Genomic DNA, 19,214 nt, shown 5'->3' on the forward strand with positions numbered 1-19,214 from the left:
ACAAGTGAGTCGGAAGGATATGTAAGAAATTTTTACGCCGGACGGAGCGCCGGCGTGGGATCACAGCTTCGACGGCTGTTCCAGATACCGGCGCATGGTGACAGAGGCTTTTTCCAGGTGCAGTTCCAGCAAGACGATCGCTTTGTCGATGTCTCTGGCCCGCGCGGCGTCGAGCAGCGCGTGATGATCGTCCTGGCTCAGCTTGCCCAGGCCCATGGACGACAGATGAAAGCGCAGGAAGCGCTCTTCTTCATTGAGCTCGCGCTCGATCAGGTCCAGCAGTTTGCCATTGGGCGCCTTGTGATAAAGCGACATGTGGAACAGCCGGTTGAGCTTGCCGATCTCGGCGTGATTGGTTTCCGTTTCCAGCTGTTCGATGTACTGGGCGGCCAGTGCCAGGTCGTTGTCATCGAGCAGCGGGATGGACAGGCGCAAGGCGAAAGATTCCAGGACCGAGCGCAGGGCGTAGGTCTCTACCGCATTGTTGGTGATCAACGGCGCCACGACGGCGCCCTTGTGCTGAACCACATTGAGCAGCGACTGCGCTTCGAGCTGGCGCAACGCCTCGCGCACCGGCATACGGCTCACGCCGAACAGGTCAGCCAGTTCCTGCTGGCGCAGGGCGGTTCCGCAAGGCAAGCGTCCATCGAGGATGGCCTCGCGCAGCGACTCTTCGATGATCGAGCGTGCCTGATCCGCGGGAATGGGACCGTTGATCTGGATAGTGCTTAGTGGTTTGGGCTTCTGTGTCACGACAACGCACCCTGCTTGGTAGTAAAGATTGGATCCAGGCACACGTTAGTTACAGGTTGGCGAGCCGTCAAAATCTCTCGACCAGAGGTTCCTGAACTAAAGTTTAGTCTGCCTGCGGTGATTGCACCTTGCCATTGTCTTTTGGTGGGCCAGGCGTCACCATCCAACGAATTTCCAACGACCCTTTTCGGACGTATTTCCCTTGGCTGCACCGTTCCCTGTCCTCAGGTCCTTGCGCTGGCTGTGTTCGGCATTGTTGCTGGCCGGCCTGATGCTGGGCGGCCTGCGGGCCGACTGGGACTTTGCGCAGATCAGCCGGCGGGCGCAAGCGTTATATGGGCCGCTGGGCGAAGGGCAGCAACGGATCGACGCGTGGCAGCAATTGCTGGCGACCCAGAAACAGATCCCGGAACTGGAACAGCTCAAGGTGGTGAACCTGTTTTTCAACAAACAGGTGCGCTACGTGGAGGACATCGACCTGTGGCGTGAAGTCGACTATTGGGAAACGCCGATCCAGGCTCTATGGAAGGGCGCCGGCGATTGTGAAGACTACGCCATCGCCAAGTATTTCAGCCTGCGTCATCTCGGGGTGTCCAGTGACAAACTGCGCATCACCTACGTCAAGGCCTTGCGGCAGAACCGTGCACACATGGTGCTCACCTATTACGCCACGCCCGAGGCGATGCCGCTGGTCCTCGACAGCCTGATCGACGGCATCCAGCCGGCCAGCCAGCGAACCGACTTGCTCCCGGTCTACTCTTTCAATGCCGAAGGGTTGTGGCTGCCGGGCGCCAAGGGCAACAAGAAAGTGGGTGACACCAAGCGCCTGTCCCGGTGGCAGGATGTGTTGAAAAAAATGCAGGCCGAAGGTTTCCCGGTCGAGACGACTAACTAGGAGCGCGCGCTCAGATGTCCTTGTTCAAACAGCTGTTGATCGCTATCTGTCTGTTCCTGGTGGTTGCCTTCAGCGGCAGCTTCATGGTCAGCCTGGAGAGCTCGCGGGCCCAGTACGTCAACCAGTTGCGCTCCCACGCCCAGGACGCGGCCACGGCGCTGGCGTTGTCGTTGACACCGAACATCGACGACCCGGCGATGGTGGAGTTGATGGTCAGCTCGATCTTCGACAGCGGCTACTACGCGACCATCCGCGTGGTCGACGTGGCCACCGACAAGACCCTGGTCGAGCGCACCGGTACGCCGGACGCCGGCAGCGTGCCGCAATGGTTCGTCAAGCTGATCGGCCTGGAACCGGCCGGTGGCGATGCCATCGTCAGCCGCGGCTGGGAGCAGGCGGCGCGGGTCGAGGTGATCAGCCACCCGATGTTCGCCCTCGCCAAGCTGTGGCAGAGCGCGTTGGGCAGCCTGGGCTGGCTGTTGCTATGCGGCGCCGTAAGCGCGGTGCTGGGGGCCTTGCTGCTGCGTCGCCAGCTCAAGCCGCTGGACTACATGGTGCATCAGTCCCATGCCATCGCCCGACGTGAGTTCCTGAGCTTGCCGGAGCTGCCGCGCACGCCTGAATTGCGCCGTGTGGTGCAGGCGATGAACCAGATGGTCGAGAAGCTCAAGGCGCTGTTCCAGGAGCAGGCCGAGCGCAGCGAGAAACTGCGGGTCGAGTCCTATCAGGACAACCTCACGGGCCTGGCCAACCGGCGCTATTTCGAAATGCAGCTCAATGCCCGGGTGAGCAACCCGGAGCAGGCCAGTTCCGGTTATCTGCTGTTGCTGCGGGTCAAGGACCTGGCCGGTTTGAACCAGCGGCTGGGTGGGCAGCGCACCGATCAGTTGCTTAAGGCGGTGGGTGAGCAATTGCAGCGTGAGTGCGCCCGCTATCCGGAAACCCACAACCTGGTCACGCGTATTCGCGGCGGCGAGTTCGCGGTGTTGGCGCCCGGTCTGGTGCGTGAGGAAGCCTTGCAACTGGCGCAGAACCTCGAAGGTGCGTTGGCGAGCCTGCACGCCACTGGAGCGACTGACGTGGCGTCGGTGGCCTCCATCGGGCTGGCGCCGTTCGTCCATGGCGACTCGCCGCAAGCGGTGCTCCAGCTCGGCGACCAGGCCCTGGCCCAGGCCGAAAGCCAGGGCGAACCGGGCTGGGCCTGTCTGGACCACAGTGCCTCGGCGAGCGTCGGCGACGATCACCATGCCTGGCATACGTTGCTCGACCAGGCTTTGAGTCATCAGCGCTTCGAGCTGTACTTCCAGCCGGTGGTGGCTGCCCAGGACACCCAGGTGGTGCTGCATTACAAAGTGCTGTCGCGCTTGCTGGACGAGCAGGGCCAGACCATCCCCGCCGGGCGGTTCCTGCCGTGGTTGGAGCGCTTCGGTTGGACGGCGCGCCTGGATCGCTTGATGCTTGAACAGGTGCTCGAGCAAATGGCCGGGCATGAACAATCCCTGGCGTTGAACCTGTCTTCGGCGACCTTGGCCGATCCGCAGGCGCTGAACAAGGTCTTCGAGATCCTGCGGGCGCATTCCAACCTTGGGCCGCGCTTGACCCTGGAGATTGGTGAAGAGCAACTGCCGGAGCAAGCGCTGCTGGAACAGTTGACTCGGCATCTGCGCGAGCTTGGTTTTTCCCTGAGTCTGCAGCGTTTTGGTGGGCGGTTCAGCATGATTGGCAACCTGTCGCGGTTGGGGTTGGCTTACCTGAAGATCGATGGCAGCTATATTCGTGCGATTGACCAGGAGAGCGACAAGCGCTTGTTCATCGAGGCGATTCAGCGTGCGGCTCACAGTATTGACTTGCCGTTGATTGCTGAGCGGGTTGAGACGGAAGGGGAGTTGGCGGTGATTCGGGAGATGGGGTTGTTTGGGGTGCAGGGGCAGTTGGTTGGGGAGCCTCGGCGGTGGGGGTGAATTTGTTTACCTTCTGACCGGGTACATATCCATTGCTGCGGTAACGGCGGCTGGCGGTTACGCCCTTACGGCGTGTCACTTTTGGCAAACGCCCCAAAAGTAACCAAAAGGTCTTGCCCCACCACTCGGTGCCTCGCCTAGGCTCGGCATGCCCTCACTCCGGCATTGCTCCGTGGGCCCGCCGCGAAGGACCATCCATGGTCCAGCGCGGCTATCCCGGCATCCATGCCGGGATGCCCACTGCGCAATGCCTGCGTTCGGCCAGCGTGGTTAACGGGGCCCCCAGATCAAAAGCCGAAGCGAGGCGGCCTTAGAGCCGACCTGGCTCTCCCGGCCGTACTCCGATCCCATTGTGGGAGCGAGCCTGCTCGCGAAGGCGGCCTGACAGCCGACCTGGGCTCTCCCGGCCGTACTCCGATCCCATTGTGGGAGCGAGCCTGCTCGCGAAGGCGGCCTGACAGCCGACCTGGGCTCTCCCGGCCGTACTCCGATCCCATTGTGGGAGCGAGCCTGCTCGCGAAGGCGGCCTGACAGCCGACCTGGGCTCTCCCGGCCGTACTCCGATCCCATTGTGGGAGCGAGCCTGCTCGCGAAGGCGGCCTGACAGCCGACCTGTCTCTCCGGCCATACCCCGATCCAACTGTGGGAGCGAGCTTGCTCGCGATGGCGGAGGATCAGTTTGCGGTGATGTTGGATACCCACAAGGGGTTTGGGAACGGCACGGTCCTGTGGCGAGGGAGCTTGCTCCCGCTGGGGCGCGCAGCGGCCCCCAAAAAAACGATGAGCGCTGCGCACTCAAGCGGGAGCAAGCTCCCTTGCCACAAAAGCTTCTCAGCCATCACGGCACAGATTGATCAACGGTAAACGCTGTGGGGGCGAGCTTGCTCGCGATAGCGGTGGTTCAGTCATATGACTACTGGGCTTGCTGGCCCATCGCGAGCAAGCTCGCTCCCACAGGAGAAACGCGATCACCCTAAGCCAGGTCGGCTCTCAGGCCGCCTCGTGAAGGACGTTGATCTCGGGCGCCCCGTTAACCACGATGGCCGAACGCAGGCATTGCGTAGTGGGCACCTCGGCATGGATGCCGAGGTAGCCGCGCTGGGCCATGGATGGCCCTTCGCGGCGGCCCACGGAGCAATGCCTTCGTTCGGGCATGCCGAGCCTAAGCGAGGCACCAAGTGGTGGGGCATGAGCGTTTTGGTTACTTTTGCGCTTTTCAAAAGTGACCCGCCGTCAGGGCGGAACCGTAAGTAGCCGTTACCGCAGAAACGGATATACACCCCCTCTAAAAGTCAGGTCCTAGGAGATTTCCTTCGAGTTGTAGCGAACTTGGTGAACTTGTCCGGCGTCTGCCCCGTGGCTAGTCTGGGTTTGTCACTGAAAAAAACGGTGACACTGGCGTGCAAGCCGGTTAAAAGACGACGCGCAAGCGCTTTATGGCGGTTGTGCGTGGGAGATTTCTTCGCGAGAAGGAGTCTGCCGGGGTTCCGTCTGCCCGGTCTTGCACACCTGCGTACAGCTGCCACCTCATTTGCGTGCAAGCGAAGGGTGTCGGTTCCACTTCTACAGATGGAGCTTCACGACATGTTCAAAGTAACTCCGAATCCGCCAGAAAACCCTGGCAATGCTTCCGACAAATCCTCGAAATCCAAAAAACTCGACGAAGCCGCCCAACGCGCCCTCGACTATTACCTCAATCCCAAACCAACCGATGACGCCTCGGGAAAAACCCAAACCGCCCAGCTCTTCATGGTCTCCCCGGACATCGACACCGAAACCCTCCTGGCCAATGCCTCCGAAGACCTGCTGTCCATCAGTGCCATCGCCGCCGACCTGGCGGATGACGTCGACGGCTCACGCCGCAGCGTGATCCTGGCGATCAGTCGAATGGCCGATGGGGTGCATTTGCTGGTGGAGCGGGCGATGGATCGGCTGGAGGTTCAAGCGGCGGGCTGACAGGCCTGCAGTGGATTGACGATTGCCATCGCGAGCAAGCTCGCTCCCACACTGGATCTGTTTCGAATCGAAATATGGAGATCAACACCGATCAACTGTGGGAGCGAGCTTGCTCGCGATGGCGTCAGCCCAGACAACCCAAAACCGGGCAATGTGGTCCACCTGGAGACATGCAGGGGCCTGCTTCGCAGGCCAGCGGGAGCAAGCTCCCTCGCCACAGGTGCTGTGTATTGCCTGGAGTGGCGTCAGCCTAGATCAACCCCTTCTCATCATCATCGATCAACCGACTCAACCCGCCCAATGCCTCCCGGGCCTGATTGCGGTCCATCAGCTTGGCCTGGGCCGCCGGTGGCAGGTCGGTGACGCGAATCACGCCTTTGCTGGTCAGCACCTGGATCAAGTCGTCGAGTACCCGGATCATCTCCAGGTCGCTCTGCTTGAGCTGCTTGAGGCTGTTTTCCACCGCCTGGTTGGCGAACCAGTCCTGGATCTCGTGGTTGTCGGACGGCAAGGTCTCGGTGGCCTCGGCGTAAGCGGTGGCTTCTACGCGCACCAGCAGGCCTTGTGCATCGCGTTGCACATAAAACATCGGGCATCCCTCATGTATGAAGCGGCGTCATGCTGGGCAGCATAGGCCAACTGCAGAGGAGTATGAACACTTATCCCGTGGCGAGGGAGCTTGCTCCCGCCGGGCTGCGCAGCAGCCCCAAAAAACAGGGCCGCTTCGCGTCTCAGTGGTAGCAATCTCTGGCCACGGGTTTTGTGTCAGGTTCAGCTGTTGTTGTGATCGACCTTGATGGTCGGGTCGCTGCCGGCGATCAATGAGTTCAGGTTTACGTTCGACCAGTTGTTGCCTTCGAGCTTGATCGTCACGTCCGGCGTCGCTGCGGCACCGTTGGCCCCATTGAATTGGCCGGAAGTGCTGACCTGCAGCGACGACACGCCATCGACCGTGCTGATTTTCAGGAAGTGGTCGATGGTGCTGCCGGTCTCACCCTGCAACAGGTCCCGCAGGTCGATCCGGTCACCTTCGCTGGCCTTGAAGTCCTTGATCACGTCAGTGCCGGTATCGCCGGCCTTCCAGACAAAGGTATCGCCCCCCAGACCGCCGATCAGGGTGTCATTGCCCTGGCCGCCGATCAGTGTGTCGTTACCCGTGCCGCCCAGCAGGATGTCATTGCCCTTGCCACCGTTGAGCGAGTCGTTGCCGCCCTGGCCGAAAATGATGTCGTTGCCGGCGCCGCCCAGCAGCGTGTCGTTGCCGTCGTGAGCACCGGACACATCGAACGCGGTGTAGTGCTCGGTGATGTACTGGTGCACGTTGCTGGCGGTGACCTTGCTGACGTCCACGCCGCTCTGTTGGGCGACGAAAGCCTGGATGGCCTGGTAGCCCTCGCCGGCAACGCCGTTGAAGCTCACCAGGTCGCCGAACAGGATGTCATTGCCGTCGCCACCGTTGACCGTGTCGGCGCCCGGCAGGGTCGCTTCGGTGTGGCCGATGATCGAGTTGGCCAGGTCTTTCGGGTCGATGTTGGTCTGCGGTTTGCCATCCGAGTCGTAGGGCTTGAGATCGTCCAGGGTCACGCCATTATTCAGGCCGATGGCTTCTACGTTGCTCAGGCCCTTCAACAGGGTGAAGCTGGCGGACGAGCCGGTTGCCGCCCAGGAGTCGGCGTAGCCACTGCCATCCAGGTAGGAGAACTCAAAGGTCCCGTTGCCCTCGGCATGCACCGTGCCGACATAGTTCTCGTTCCAGTTCCGACCGCTCTTGGTCGACAGGTACATTTCGCCGTTTTCGTAGATGGTGAATTTATGCGTGCTGTCGATCGTCTGGGTGTAGTACTTGCCGACGGTATAGTTGGCCGCACTCAGAACGTCGTCGAGCTTGACGGTGCCGTACAGTGTCGGGTTCGTCTGTTCGCCGGACTGGTAGAGGGTCGGCTGACCGTCGGTGATGAAGTACGTCAGGTTCTTCGCACCGGTATTGCTCAGGGCCTGGGTGCTATTGAAGAAGTTCGCGGTGGTCTTGAACACGTCTTCATAGTTGGTGCCGCCGCCGGACACCATCGAGTCGAGCACGTTCTTGAGCAGTGTCAGCGCGTTAGGGTCGTTGAGGTTCACCGCAACGCTTTTGTTCACTTGGTTATCGAAGTCCGCCAGGAAAATGTTCACGGTGCCCGAGTTACTGCCCATGCTCTGCTTGAGGGTGTTGAACACTTGGGTCAAGGAGTTCTTGGCGGCGGTCACGGACGACGAACTCATGCTGCCGGAGCTGTCGACCATGAAGGCGATGTTGTAGTTGGTGCCTGGCACCACGGTCAGGCCGCCGATGTCGGCGACTACCACGTCGTTACCGTCTGTGCCGGTGACGTTGTCGCTGCCGGAGGTGGCGGTGACTGCGTTGTAGGTGGCTGGGTACACCGTGACCGGGATCTGCGCCGTGCTGACCGCCGAGCCGCCGAGGGCTTCGGTGGACGTCGATGTCACGGTCAGGTTGAACTGGCCGTTGTAGTAGGTCGGCGGTGTCAGAGTCAGGCTACCCAGGTTCCAGCCGGTGACCGAAGCTTCGCCGTTGCTGCCCACGGTAGCGGTATGACCCGCGCCGTCACTCAGCACGCTGCCTTCAGGAATGCCACCGATCTTCACGCTCAGGCTTTCGGAGCCGTCGGTGTCGGTCAGGGCGGTGGTGATCTTCGACAGGTGCACGCTGGTGCCTTCGGCGCCTTCGTTGAGCTTGAAGCCGTCGTAGTAGCCTTCGCCGTTGGTGCCGTGCAGGTCGGAGACGGTCACGCCAGCATTTACCAGATCGGTCACGCCGGTGTAGAGCGGTACGCCGGCACTGCTCAGGTCCACGGGTGTGCTGCCATTGACCGACAGGTTCACGTCGTAGCTGCCCGGGCCGGTCTGGTTGTGGTGGTAGATGTCCAGGGTGTAGTAGCCGCTGGTGGTCGGCGTGAACGAACCGTTCAACTGGCCGCCCGCACCCCACGTGGTTGCCGCGGCGGTCTTGCCGCCGATGGTGACCAGCAAACTGTCATCGCCTATGCCGCTGAAGGTGTAGGTCTTGCCGGCTTCGAGGAAGATCAGGCCCGAGGTTTTCGACGCGGTGCCCGGGTTGACGTTGCTGTCGGACTGCACGTTGGTCACGTTGGTGCTGCTGTTCGGCGTGCCGGCGGCATCGATCACCGACTTGAGCGTGCCGGACGGCGCGCCGCTGCCATCGGTGCCCAGGCCCGACAGGCCGGTCCAGACTTCCTTGATCAGCCCGGTGGAGGTCACGTTGTTGCCGGCCACGTTGAGGCTCGGTGCGTCGGCGACCGGGGTGATGTCGATCTTCACGGTGCTGGTATTGCCCAGCGCCTGGCCATCGGTTGGCTGGAAGCTGATTTGCGCGTAATCGGCCTTTTGATTGCCCACACCGGCCGGGTTGCCGTTGGCGCCGGATTCGTTGGCATCGGGGGTAAAGCGCAGCTTGCCAGCGTCGATGTCGGCCTTGCTGAAGGTCTGGTTGTTGGCCACATCCTTCCAGGTTGCGCCGTCCAGGTACTGCAACTTGCCGTCACCCGGCAGCCCGGTGATTTTCACACCCTGGCTGGCGGCGGCGCTGTCCACGTCGCTGATACCGAACGTCGACCAGCCGAGGACCAGCGAAGTGTCTTCGGTACCGGTCACCGCGCCACCGGTGGCCACTGGCGCGTCGTTGATCCCGACCACGTTCACGGTGGTGGTCGCTGTGTTCGAGTAGTTACTGCCGTCGGTCACCGTCACGGTGATGATGCGCGGTACGGTGCTCGGGTCTTCGCTGTTGTTGATGAAGCTGATGTTCTTGATCTGCTGCATGTAGTCGGCCAGCGTCGCATTGCCCGTCAGCGTCAGGACGACCTTGCCGTCGGTGCTGTTGGCGTTGATGCTGATGCCGTTGACGCTGTTGCCCAGGTTCAGCGCATCGCCAGGCTGACGGTTGGTCAGCACGATGGTGGCGCCGGTCAGCATCGTGCTGTCCGGGTCAGTGATTTTCAGGTCGGTGTCGGCGATGGACACGCCCGGGCCGGTGGTGCCTTCGGTGAAGGTCACCTGGTAATCGGCACCGGTCTTGCCGCTGGAGTTGTTGGCGTCCAGGTCGAGGACCGGCGGCGCATCGTTGTCGATGATCGAGGTGCTGACGCTGCCATTGGTACCGCTGACGGCCAGGTGCTCGAAGTTGCCACCGGTGGCCGAGTCGATCTTGACCACGAAGTTTTCGGTGCCTTCGGTGATCTTGTCGTCCAGCGTCGCCACATTGAAGGTCGCGCTGGTGGCGTTGGCCGGGATCTTCACGGTGTAGACGCCGGTGAAGTCCGTGCCGTCGGCGGCAGTGCCGCTGTAGACGATCTTGACTGTCACCTCGGTTTGCGCCGGGTTCGTCAGGCTGACGGTGTACGTGGCCGCCTGGCCTTCAGTGACCGACGTGCTGCCGGTGATGCTGACGGTGGTGTTGTCGACAGTGTCGGTGACAGCGGTCACCGCTGGCGTGGTGCTTGGGACCAGGTTCTCGAAGTTGCCACCGGTGACGGTCTTGATGGTTGCCGCGACGCTACCGGCGTCTTGGTAGACGTCGTCCTTCGGTGCATCGACGATAACGGTACCGGTGGTCTTTCCGGCGTCGATGGTGATGACCGCACCGTTGCTCAGGGTCACGGTGACGGGTGTGCCGGCGGCGTTGGTCAGGGTGGCGGTGTAGGTGATCTGGCCGCCCTCGGCCACCGTACCGGTGGCGCTCAGGCTCAGGCCGGTTGTGTCCTGCGTGTCGGTCACCGACGTGTCAGCCGGTTTGCCGTCAATGGCGAGTTTTTCGTAGTTGCCACCCTTGGCGTCGTCAATCTTGACGCTCAAGTGGTTGCCGCCAGCGAGGGCATCGTTAGGTGTAACGAAGTTCGCGCTACCGGAGCTGGCGCCGACCGGGATTGTGATGGTCTGGCCGTTGCTCAATGTCACGACCAGCGGAGCGCCGGTGACTGGCGCATTGACCGACGCGGTGTAAACGACGGTGCCACCTTCAACTGCAGTCGGTGTCGCGGTGAGCGAGACGGTGCTGGTGTCGATGGTATCGGTGACGTCGGTCACCGCAGGCGTAGTGCTTGGCACCAGGTTTTCGAAGTTACCGCCGGTGGCCTTGTCGATGCTGACTTCAACCTTGCCGGCATCTTTGTAGACGTCGTCTTTCGGCGCGTCGACGGTGACGGTGCCGGTGGTGGCGCCGGCTGCGATGTTGATGACGGCGCCGTTGCTCAAGGTCACGGTGACTGGCGAGCCGGCGGCGTTGGTCAGGGTTGCGGTGTAGACGATCGAGCCGCCTTCGGCAACGGTGTTGGTCGCCGACAGGGACAGGCCGGTAGTGTCCTGAACGTCAGTGACTGAAGTTTCAACCGGGGTTTTATCTGCAACCAGGTTTTCGTAGTTGCCACCTTTAGCGTCGTCGATCTTGACGCTCAAGTGATTGCCGCCAGCGAGGGCGTCGTTTGGCGTGACGAAATTCACGCTGCCGGAGCTTGCGCCGACCGGGATGGTGATGGTCTGGCCGTTGCTCAACGTCACGACGAGAGGGGCGTCGGTGACCGGAGCATTCACCGACGCGGTGTAAACGACGGTGCCGCCTTCAGCGACGGTCGAGGTGGCCGTCAGGCTGACTGTCGAAGTGTCGATGGTGTCGGTCACGTTGGTCACGGCTGGCGTGGTGCTTGGAACCAGGTTTTCGAAGTTACCGCCGGTTGCCTTGTCGATGCTGACTTCAACCTTGCCGGCGTCTTTGTAGACGTCATCTTTCGGCGCATCGACGGTGACGGTGCCAGTGGTGGCGCCGGCTGCGATGTTGATGACGGCGCCGTTGCTCAGGGTCACGGTGACTGGCGAGCCGGCGGCGTTGGTCAGGGTTGCGGTGTAAACGATCGAGCCGCCTTCGGTGACGGTGTTGGTCGCGCTCAACGTCAGGCCGGTTGTGTCCTGGGTATCCGTGACGGTGGTGTCGGCAGGCTTGCCATCGATGGCGAGGTTTTCGTAGTTGCCGCCCTTGGCGTCGTCGATCTTGACGCTCAGGTTATCGCCGCCCGCCAATGCATCGTTCGGCGTGACGAAATTCACGCTGCCGGAGCTTGCGCCAACCGGGATGGTGATGGTCTGGCCGTTGCTCAGCGTCACGACGAGTGGGGCGTCGGTGACTGGAGCATTCACCGACGCGGTGTAAACGACAGTGCCGCCTTCAGCCACGGTAGACGTAGCGGTGAGCGAGACAGTGCTGGTGTCGATGGTATCGGTGACGTCGGTCACCGCAGGCGTGGTGCTTGGGACCAGATGCTCGAAGTTGCCGCCAGTGGCCTTGTCGATGCTGACTTCAACCTTGCCGGCGTCTTTGTAGACATCGTCTTTCGGCGCGTCGACGGTGACGGTGCCAGTGGTGGCGCCGGCTGCGATGTTGATGACGGCGCCGTTGCTCAGGGTCACGGTGACTGGCGAGCCGGCGGCGTTGGTTAGGGTCGCGGTGTAAACGATCGAGCCGCCTTCGGTGACGGTGTTGGTCGCGCTCAACGTCAGGCCGGTTGTGTCCTGGGTATCCGTGACGGTGGTGTCAGCCGGTTTGCCATCGATGGCGAGGTTTTCGTAGTTGCCGCCCTTGGCGTCGTCAATCTTGACGCTCAGGTTATCGCCGCCCGCCAATGCATCGTTCGGCGTGACGAAATTCACGCTGCCGGAGCTTGCGCCAACCGGGATGGTGATGGTCTGGCCGTTGCTCAGCGTCACGACGAGTGGGGCGTCGGTTACCGGAGCATTCACCGACGCGGTGTAAACAACGGTGCCGCCCTCAGCGACGGTCGAGGTGGCAGTCAGGCTGACAGTCGAAGTGTCGATGGTGTCAGTAACGTCAGTGACTGCTGGCGTGGTGCTTGGCACCAGGTTTTCGAAGTTACCGCCGGTGGCCTTGTCGATGCTGACTTCAACCTTGCCGGCGTCCTTGTAGACATCATCTTTCGGCGCGTCGACGGTGACGGTGCCAGTGGTGGCGCCGGCGGCGATGTTGATGACGGCGCCGTTGCTCAAGGTCACGGTGACTGGCGAGCCGGCGGCGTTGGTCAGGGTGGCGGTGTAAACGATCGAGCCGCCTTCGGCGACGGTGTCGGTCGCGCTCAACGTCAGGCCGGTCGTGTCTTGGGTATCCGTGACGGTGGTGTCAGCCGGTTTGCCATCGATGGCGAGGTTTTCGTAGTTGCCGCCCTTGGCATCATCGATCTTGACGCTCAGGTTATCGCCACCCGCCAATGCATCGTTCGGCGTGACGAAATTCACGCTGCCGGAGCTTGCGCCAACCGGGATGGTGATGGTCTGGCCGTTGCTCAACGTCACGACGAGAGGGGCGTCGGTTACCGGAGCATTCACCGACGCGGTGTAAACAACGGTGCCGCCTTCAGCGACGGTCGAGGTGGCAGTCAGGCTGACAGTCGAAGTGTCGATGGTGTCAGTAACGTCAGTGACTGCTGGCGTGGTGCTTGGCACCAGGTTTTCGAAGTTACCGCCGGTGGCCTTGTCGATGCTGACTTCAACCTTGCCGGCGTCCTTGTAGACATCATCTTTCGGCGCATCAACGGTAACGGTGCCAGTGGTGGCGCCGGCGGCGATGTTGATGACGGCGCCGTTGCTCAAGGTCACGGTGACTGGCGAGCCGGCGGCGTTGGTCAGGGTGGCGGTGTAAACGATCGAGCCGCCTTCGGCGACGGTGTCGGTCGCGCTCAACGTCAGGCCGGTCGTGTCTTGGGTATCCGTGACGGTGGTGTCAGCCGGTTTGCCATCGATGGCGAGGTTTTCGTAGTTGCCACCTTTGGCGTCGTCAATCTTGACGCTCAGGTTATCGCCGCCCGCCAATGCATCGTTCGGCGTGACGAAATTCACGCTGCCGGAGCTTGCGCCGACCGGGATGGTGATGGTTTGACCATTCGACAGGGTAACAACCAACGGAGCGTCGGTGACTGGTGCGTTGACTGACGCGGTGTAAACGACAGTGCCGCCTTCAGCCACAGTAGACGTAGCGGTGAGCGAGACAGTGCTGGTGTCGATGGTGTCGGTGATATCGGTCACCGCAGGCGTGGTGCTCGGCACCAGGTTTTCGAAATTGCCGCCGGTGGCCTTGTCGATGCTGACTTCAACCTTGCCGGCGTCCTTGTAAACGTCGTCGGAAGGCGCGGCAACGCTGACGGTGCCAGTGGTGGCGCCGGCAGCGATGGTAATGATCGAGCCATTGCTCAGGGTCACGGTGACCGGTGTGCCGGCAGGGTTGGTCAGGGTGGCGGTGTAGAGAATTTGCCCGCCTTCTGCCACTTGGGTGGATGCCGACAGGTTCAGGCCGGTGGCATCAGCCGAATCGGTGATCGTGGTGACGGCAGGTGTAGTGCTTGGCACCAGGCTTTCGAAGTTGCCACCGGTCGCACCCGTGATGGTGGTGCTGACGGTGCTGCCGTTGTTGTAGACGTCATTGGCCGGAGTATCGACGTTGACGGTACCGGTGGTCTGGCCCGCAGCAATGGTAATGACCGAGCCGTTGCTCAAGGTCACGGTCACCGGAGTCTGGGCCGCATTGGTCAGCGTCGCGGTGTAAGTGATCTGGCCGCCTTCGGTAATGGTATCGCTGGCGGTCAAGGTCAGACCGGTTGCATCGACCGAATCGGTGATCGTGGTGACCGCTGGTGTAGTGCTCGGGACCAGATTCTCAAAGTTGCCACCCGTCGCACCGGTAATGGTGGTACTGACGGTGCTGCCGTTGTTGTAGACGTCATTGGCCGGGGTATCGACGTTGACGGTACCGGTGGTCTGGCCCGCAGCAATGGTAATGACCGAGCCGTTGCTCAAGGTCACGGTCACTGGGGTCTGGGCAGCGTTAGTCAGCGTCGCCGTGTAAGTGATCTGGCCGCCTTCGGTAATGGTATCGCTGGCGGTCAAGGTCAGGCCGGTGGCATCGACCGAGTCAGTAATCGTGGTAACTGCGGGCGTAGTGCTCGGGACCAGATTCTCAAAGTTGCCACCGGTCGCACCGGTAATGGTGGTGCTGACGGTGCTGCCGTTGTTGTAAACGTCGTTGGCTGGAGTGTCGACCGCAACAGTACCGGTGGTCTGGCCCGCAGCGATGGTGATGACCGAGCCGTTGCTCAAGGTCACGGTCACTGGCGTCTGGGCAGCGTTAGTCAGTGTCGCCGTGTAAGTGATTTGTCCGCCTTCGGTAATGGTATCGCTAGCGGTCAGCGTCAGACCTGTAGTGTCAGTGGAGTCGGTGATCGTGGTGACCGCTGGTGTAGTGCTAGGCACCAGGTTTTCGAAGTTGCCACCCGTCGCACCGGTAATCGTGGTGCTGACCGTGCTGCCGTTGTTGTAGACGTCATTGGCCGGAGTATCGACGTTGACGGTGCCGGTGGTCTGGCCCGCAGCGATGGTAATGACCGAGCCATTGCTCAAGGTCACGGTCACTGGGGTCTGGGCAGCGTTAGTCAGCGTCGCCGTGTAAGTGATCTGGCCGCCTTCGGTAATGGTATCGCTGGCGGTCAAGGTCAGGCCGGTGGCATCGACCGAGTCAGTAATCGTGGTAACTGCGGGCGTAGTGCTCGGGACCAGATTCTCAAAGTTGCCACCGGTCGCACCCGTGATGGTGGTGCTGACGGTGCTGCCGTTGTTGTAAACGTCGTTGGCCGGGGTATCGACAGCAACAGTACCGGTGGTCTGACCCGCAGCGATAGTGATGACCGAGCCATTGCTCAGGGTCACGGTCACCGGAGTTTGAGCCGGGTTGGTCAAGGTGGCGGTGTAAGTGATCTGACCGCCTTCGGTGATGGTGTTGCTGGCGGTCAAAGTCAGGCCAGTGGTATCAGCCGAATCAGTAATCGTGGTGACCGCAGGCGCAGTGCTCGGGACCAGGTTTTCGAAGTTGCCACCGGTCGCACCGGTGATGGTGGTGCTGACGGTGCTGCCGTTGTTGTAGACGTCATTGGCCGGAGTATCGACGTTGACGGTACCGGTGGTTTGGCCGGCGGCGATGGTGATGACCGAGCCATTGCTCAGGGTCACGGTCACCGGAGTTTGAGCCGGGTTGGTCAAGGTGGCGGTGTAAGTGATCTGACCGCCTTCGGTGATGGTGTTGCTGGCGGTCAAAGTCAGGCCAGTGGTATCAGCCGAATCAGTAATCGTGGTGACCGCAGGCGCAGTGCTCGGGACCAGGTTTTCGAAGTTGCCACCGGTCGCACCGGTGATGGTGGTGCTGACGGTGCTGCCGTTGTTGTAGACGTCATTGGCCGGAGTATCGACGTTGACGGTACCGGTGGTCTGGCCGGCAGCGATGGTGATGACCGAGCCGTTGCTCAAGGTCACGGTCACCGGAGTCTGGGCCGGGTTGGTCAGGGTGGCGGTGTAAGTGATCTGGCCGCCTTCGGTGATGGTATCGCTAGCCGTCAGCGTCTGGCCGGTGGCGTCGACCGAATCAGTAATCGTGGTGACCGCAGGCGTAGTGCTCGGGACCAGGTTTTCGAAGTTGCCACCGGTGGCACCGGTAATCGTGGTGCTGACCGTGCTTCCGTTGTTGTAGACGTCATTGGCTGGGGTGTCGACGTTGACGGTGCCAGTGGTCTGGCCGGCGGCGATAGTGATGACCGAGCCATTGCTCAGGGTCACGGTCACCGGAGTTTGAGCCGGGTTGGTCAAGGTGGCGGTGTAAGTGATCTGGCCGCCTTCGGTGATGGTATCGCTAGCCGTCAGCGTCAGGCCGGTGGCGTCGACCGAATCAGTAATCGTGGTGACCGCAGGCGTAGTGCTCGGGACCAGATTCTCAAAGTTGCCACCGGTCGCACCCGTGATGGTGGTGCTGACGGTGCTGCCGTTGTTGTAAACGTCGTTGGCCGGGGTATCGACAGCAACAGTACCGGTGGTCTGGCCCGCAGCGATGGTGATGACCGAGCCGTTGCTCAGGGTCACGGTCACCGGGGTTTGAGCCGGGTTGGTCAGCGTGGCGGTGTAGGTGATCTGGCCGCCTTCGGTGATCGTATCGCTAGCCGTCAGCGTCAGGCCGGTTGCATCGACCGAATCGGTGATCGTGGTAACGGCGGGCGTGGTGCTAGGCACCAGGTTTTCGAAGTTGCCACCGGTCGCACCCGTGATGGTGGTGCTGACGGTGCTGCCGTTGTTGTAAACGTCGTTGGCCGGGGTATCGACAGCAACAGTACCGGTGGTCTGACCCGCAGCGATAGTGATGACCGAGCCGTTGCTCAAGGTCACGGTCACCGGAGTTTGAGCCGGGTTGGTCAAGGTGGCGGTGTAAGTGATCTGGCCGCCTTCGGTGATGGTGTTGCTGGCGGTCAAAGTCAGGCCAGTGGTATCAGCCGAATCAGTAATCGTGGTCACCGCAGGCGTAGTGCTCGGGACCAGGTTTTCGAAGTTGCCACCGGTCGCACCGGTAATGGTGGTGCTGACGGTGCTGCCGTTGTTGTAAACGTCGTTGGCTGGAGTATCGACGTTGACGGTACCGGTGGTCTGGCCCGCAGCAATGGTAATGACCGAGCCGTTGCTCAGGGTCACGGTCACCGGAGTTTGAGCCGGGTTGGTCAAGGTGGCGGTGTAAGTGATCTGGCCGCCTTCGGTGATCGTATCGCTGGCGGTCAGCGTCAGACCTGTAGTGTCAGTGGAGTCGGTGATCGTGGTGACGGCAGGTGTAGTGCTTGGTACCAGATTCTCAAAGTTGCCACCCGTCGCACCGGTAATCGTGGTGCTGACGGTGCTGCCGTTGTTGTAAACGTCGTTGGCTGGAGTATCGACGTTGACGGTACCGGTGGTCTGGCCCGCAGCAATGGTAATGACCGAGCCGTTGCTCAGGGTCACGGTCACCGGAGTTTGAGCCGGGTTGGTCAAGGTGGCGGTGTAAGTGATCTGGCCGCCTTCGGTGATCGTATCGCTGGCGGTCAGCGTCAGACCTGTAGTGTCAGTGGAGTCGGTGATCGTGGTGACGGCAGGTGTAGTGCTTGGTACCAGATTCTCAAAGTTGCCACCCGTCGCACCGGTAATCGTGGTGCTGACGGTGCTGCCGTTGTTGTAAACGTCGTTGGCTGGGGTGTCGACGTTGACGGTGCCAGTGGTCTGGCCGGCGGCGATGGTGATGACCGAGCCATTGCTCAGGGTCACGGTCACCGGAGTTTGAGCCGGGTTGGTCAGCGTGGCGGTGTAGGTGATCTGACCGCCTTCGGTGATGGTGTTGCTGGCGGTCAAAGTCAGGCCAGTGGTATCAGCCGAATCAGTAATCGTGGTGACCGCAGGCGTAGTGCTAGGGACCAGGTTTTCGAAGTTGCCACCGGTCGCACCCGTGATGGTGGTGCTGACGGTGCTGCCGTTGTTGTAAACGTCGTTGGCCGGGGTATCGACAGCAACAGTACCGGTGGTCTGGCCGGCTGCGATGGTGATGACCGAGCCGTTGCTTAAGGTCACGGTCACCGGGGTTTGAGCCGGGTTGGTCAGCGTGGCGGTGTAGGTGATCTGGCCGCCTTCGGTGACGGTATTGCCTGCGCTCAGGGTGACGGTGGTGGTGTCGACGGTGTCGGTAATCTGGGTCACGGCCGGCGTGGTGGGCACGGTCACGGCGATGCCGGTGCCGCCGGTGGTGCCTGTGACGCTCACACTGATCTGGCTGGGGTCGTTATAGACGGTGTCATTCGGCGCGAGTGGGACGTTGACGCTGCCGGTCAGCTGACCCGCCGGGATCACGATGACCGCGCCGTTGGACAACGTCACCGTCAGGGCGGTTTGCGGCGCCTGGGTGACCGTCGCGGTGTACACCAGCACGCCACCGGCCTCGGTCAGGGTCGGCGTGGCGCTCAGGGTCATCGTCGCATTGAGCACGGCGTTGGCGGTCGTATCCGTGGTATCGCCACCCAGGATGTTGTCATCAGTGGCGGCGGCGGCCGCGAGGCCTTCGGTTGGGAAACCGACGGTAGGGTCGACGCTGCCGGCGGTGGCATCCAGCACCACAAAGCTGTGACCGCCACCGGCGGCACCACCCGTACCCGCGGCAGTGGCGCCGGCGGCGGTGGCTTCCAGGGCGGTCGTCGGGTCGACGCCAGCGGCGATGGCTTGTTGCAGCTCTTCTACCGACGGCGCGGCCTGGGCAGTGGCTTGGGCCAGGTCGGTGGACGAGTCCGGGGCATTGGCGCTCCACTGAGTGTCGCGACCCAGGTCCAGGGTGCGGCCATCGGCCAGTTCCAATGTGACGGCGCCGGCAGGGCCAGTGTCCAACTGGTCGCCTACGTTCAGGCGATCACCTTCAATGAGTACGCGCCGGATGCCCTCTGGGGATACGACGAAAACCTGACCAACAATGCTTTTGACAACGGCAATAACACTGCTCATTGAAGACTCTCCGGGTGCCACGCTCAGTAGACTTCCATGGACCCGGCGGCTTGTGGGCAGCAGCGGTCTGGACGTTTATGTTCACAAAGTAAGGTTATTTGACGCTTTCTATCGTCAATATTTTGGCTATGCTTTTTGCGATTATTTTGTTTGTGCCAAACTATTGACCTTCTGCCGGCCATCCTAAACAATCGCTGACGTAATGTCACATTGATATTTAAGCGGCGACCTGTTCTTTCAGTGTGTGTTCCAAC

Annotated in this window: 7 protein-coding genes; 3 read left to right on the top strand and 4 right to left on the bottom strand. The window is 61.6% G+C overall.

Going from position 1 to position 19,214, the window contains the following annotated elements:
* Positions 1–60 precede the first annotated feature (60 nt).
* Positions 61–753, bottom strand: a complete 693-nt coding sequence (locus AC515T_RS01080; RefSeq protein ID WP_496531102.1) for a GntR family transcriptional regulator — start codon at positions 751–753, stop codon at positions 61–63.
* Between the two features lie 271 nt (positions 754–1,024).
* Here AC515T_RS01080 and lapG point away from each other — a divergent pair, with 271 nt between their 5' ends.
* Together lapG and lapD are read left to right on the top strand one after the other, a co-directional pair.
* Entirely contained in the window at positions 1,025–1,648 is a 624-nt protein-coding gene (gene lapG, locus AC515T_RS01085) for a cysteine protease LapG (protein WP_436278757.1), read from the top strand.
* A gap of 14 nt (positions 1,649–1,662) precedes the next feature.
* A complete protein-coding gene (gene lapD, locus AC515T_RS01090; RefSeq protein ID WP_496531103.1) occupies positions 1,663–3,609 on the top strand; it encodes a cyclic di-GMP receptor LapD in 1,947 nt (648 codons plus the stop codon).
* 990 nt (positions 3,610–4,599) lie between these two features.
* On the opposite strand, the gene AC515T_RS01095 is transcribed toward lapD, so the two are convergent.
* Positions 4,600–4,764 carry a hypothetical protein gene (locus AC515T_RS01095; RefSeq protein ID WP_496533211.1) on the bottom strand — a complete coding sequence of 55 codons (165 nt, stop codon included), beginning with the start codon at positions 4,762–4,764 and terminating at the stop codon, positions 4,600–4,602.
* Positions 4,765–5,193: 429 nt separating this feature from the next.
* On the opposite strand from AC515T_RS01095, the gene AC515T_RS01100 reads away from it, so the two are divergent.
* Entirely contained in the window at positions 5,194–5,565 is a 372-nt protein-coding gene (locus AC515T_RS01100; RefSeq protein WP_496531104.1) for a DUF6124 family protein, read from the top strand.
* A gap of 250 nt (positions 5,566–5,815) precedes the next feature.
* Here the strand turns inward: AC515T_RS01100 and AC515T_RS01105 are convergent, their stop codons facing one another.
* Together AC515T_RS01105 and AC515T_RS01110 are read right to left on the bottom strand one after the other, a co-directional pair.
* Positions 5,816–6,154, bottom strand: coding sequence for a tryptophan synthase subunit beta (locus AC515T_RS01105; protein ID WP_496531105.1), 339 nt, complete (start codon positions 6,152–6,154; stop codon positions 5,816–5,818).
* Positions 6,155–6,336: 182 nt separating this feature from the next.
* Entirely contained in the window at positions 6,337–18,960 is a 12,624-nt protein-coding gene (locus AC515T_RS01110) for a retention module-containing protein (protein WP_496531106.1), read from the bottom strand.
* Positions 18,961–19,214: the final 254 nt, after the last annotated feature.

The organism is Pseudomonas sp. FSO-7 (assembly GCF_059579345.1).

What these genes read in the sequence shown, in the direction of transcription:
- AC515T_RS01105 (WP_496531105.1), bottom strand. Translation starts at nt 6,154, where the DNA reads ATGTTTTATGTGCAACGCGATGCACAAGGCCTGCTGGTGCGCGTAGAA.
- lapD (WP_496531103.1), top strand. Translation starts at nt 1,663, where the DNA reads ATGTCCTTGTTCAAACAGCTGTTGATCGCTATCTGTCTGTTCCTGGTG.
- AC515T_RS01110 (WP_496531106.1), bottom strand. Translation starts at nt 18,960, where the DNA reads ATGAGCAGTGTTATTGCCGTTGTCAAAAGCATTGTTGGTCAGGTTTTC.
- AC515T_RS01095 (WP_496533211.1), bottom strand. Translation starts at nt 4,764, where the DNA reads ATGCCCGAACGAAGGCATTGCTCCGTGGGCCGCCGCGAAGGGCCATCC.
- lapG (WP_436278757.1), top strand. Translation starts at nt 1,025, where the DNA reads ATGCTGGGCGGCCTGCGGGCCGACTGGGACTTTGCGCAGATCAGCCGG.
- AC515T_RS01100 (WP_496531104.1), top strand. Translation starts at nt 5,194, where the DNA reads ATGTTCAAAGTAACTCCGAATCCGCCAGAAAACCCTGGCAATGCTTCC.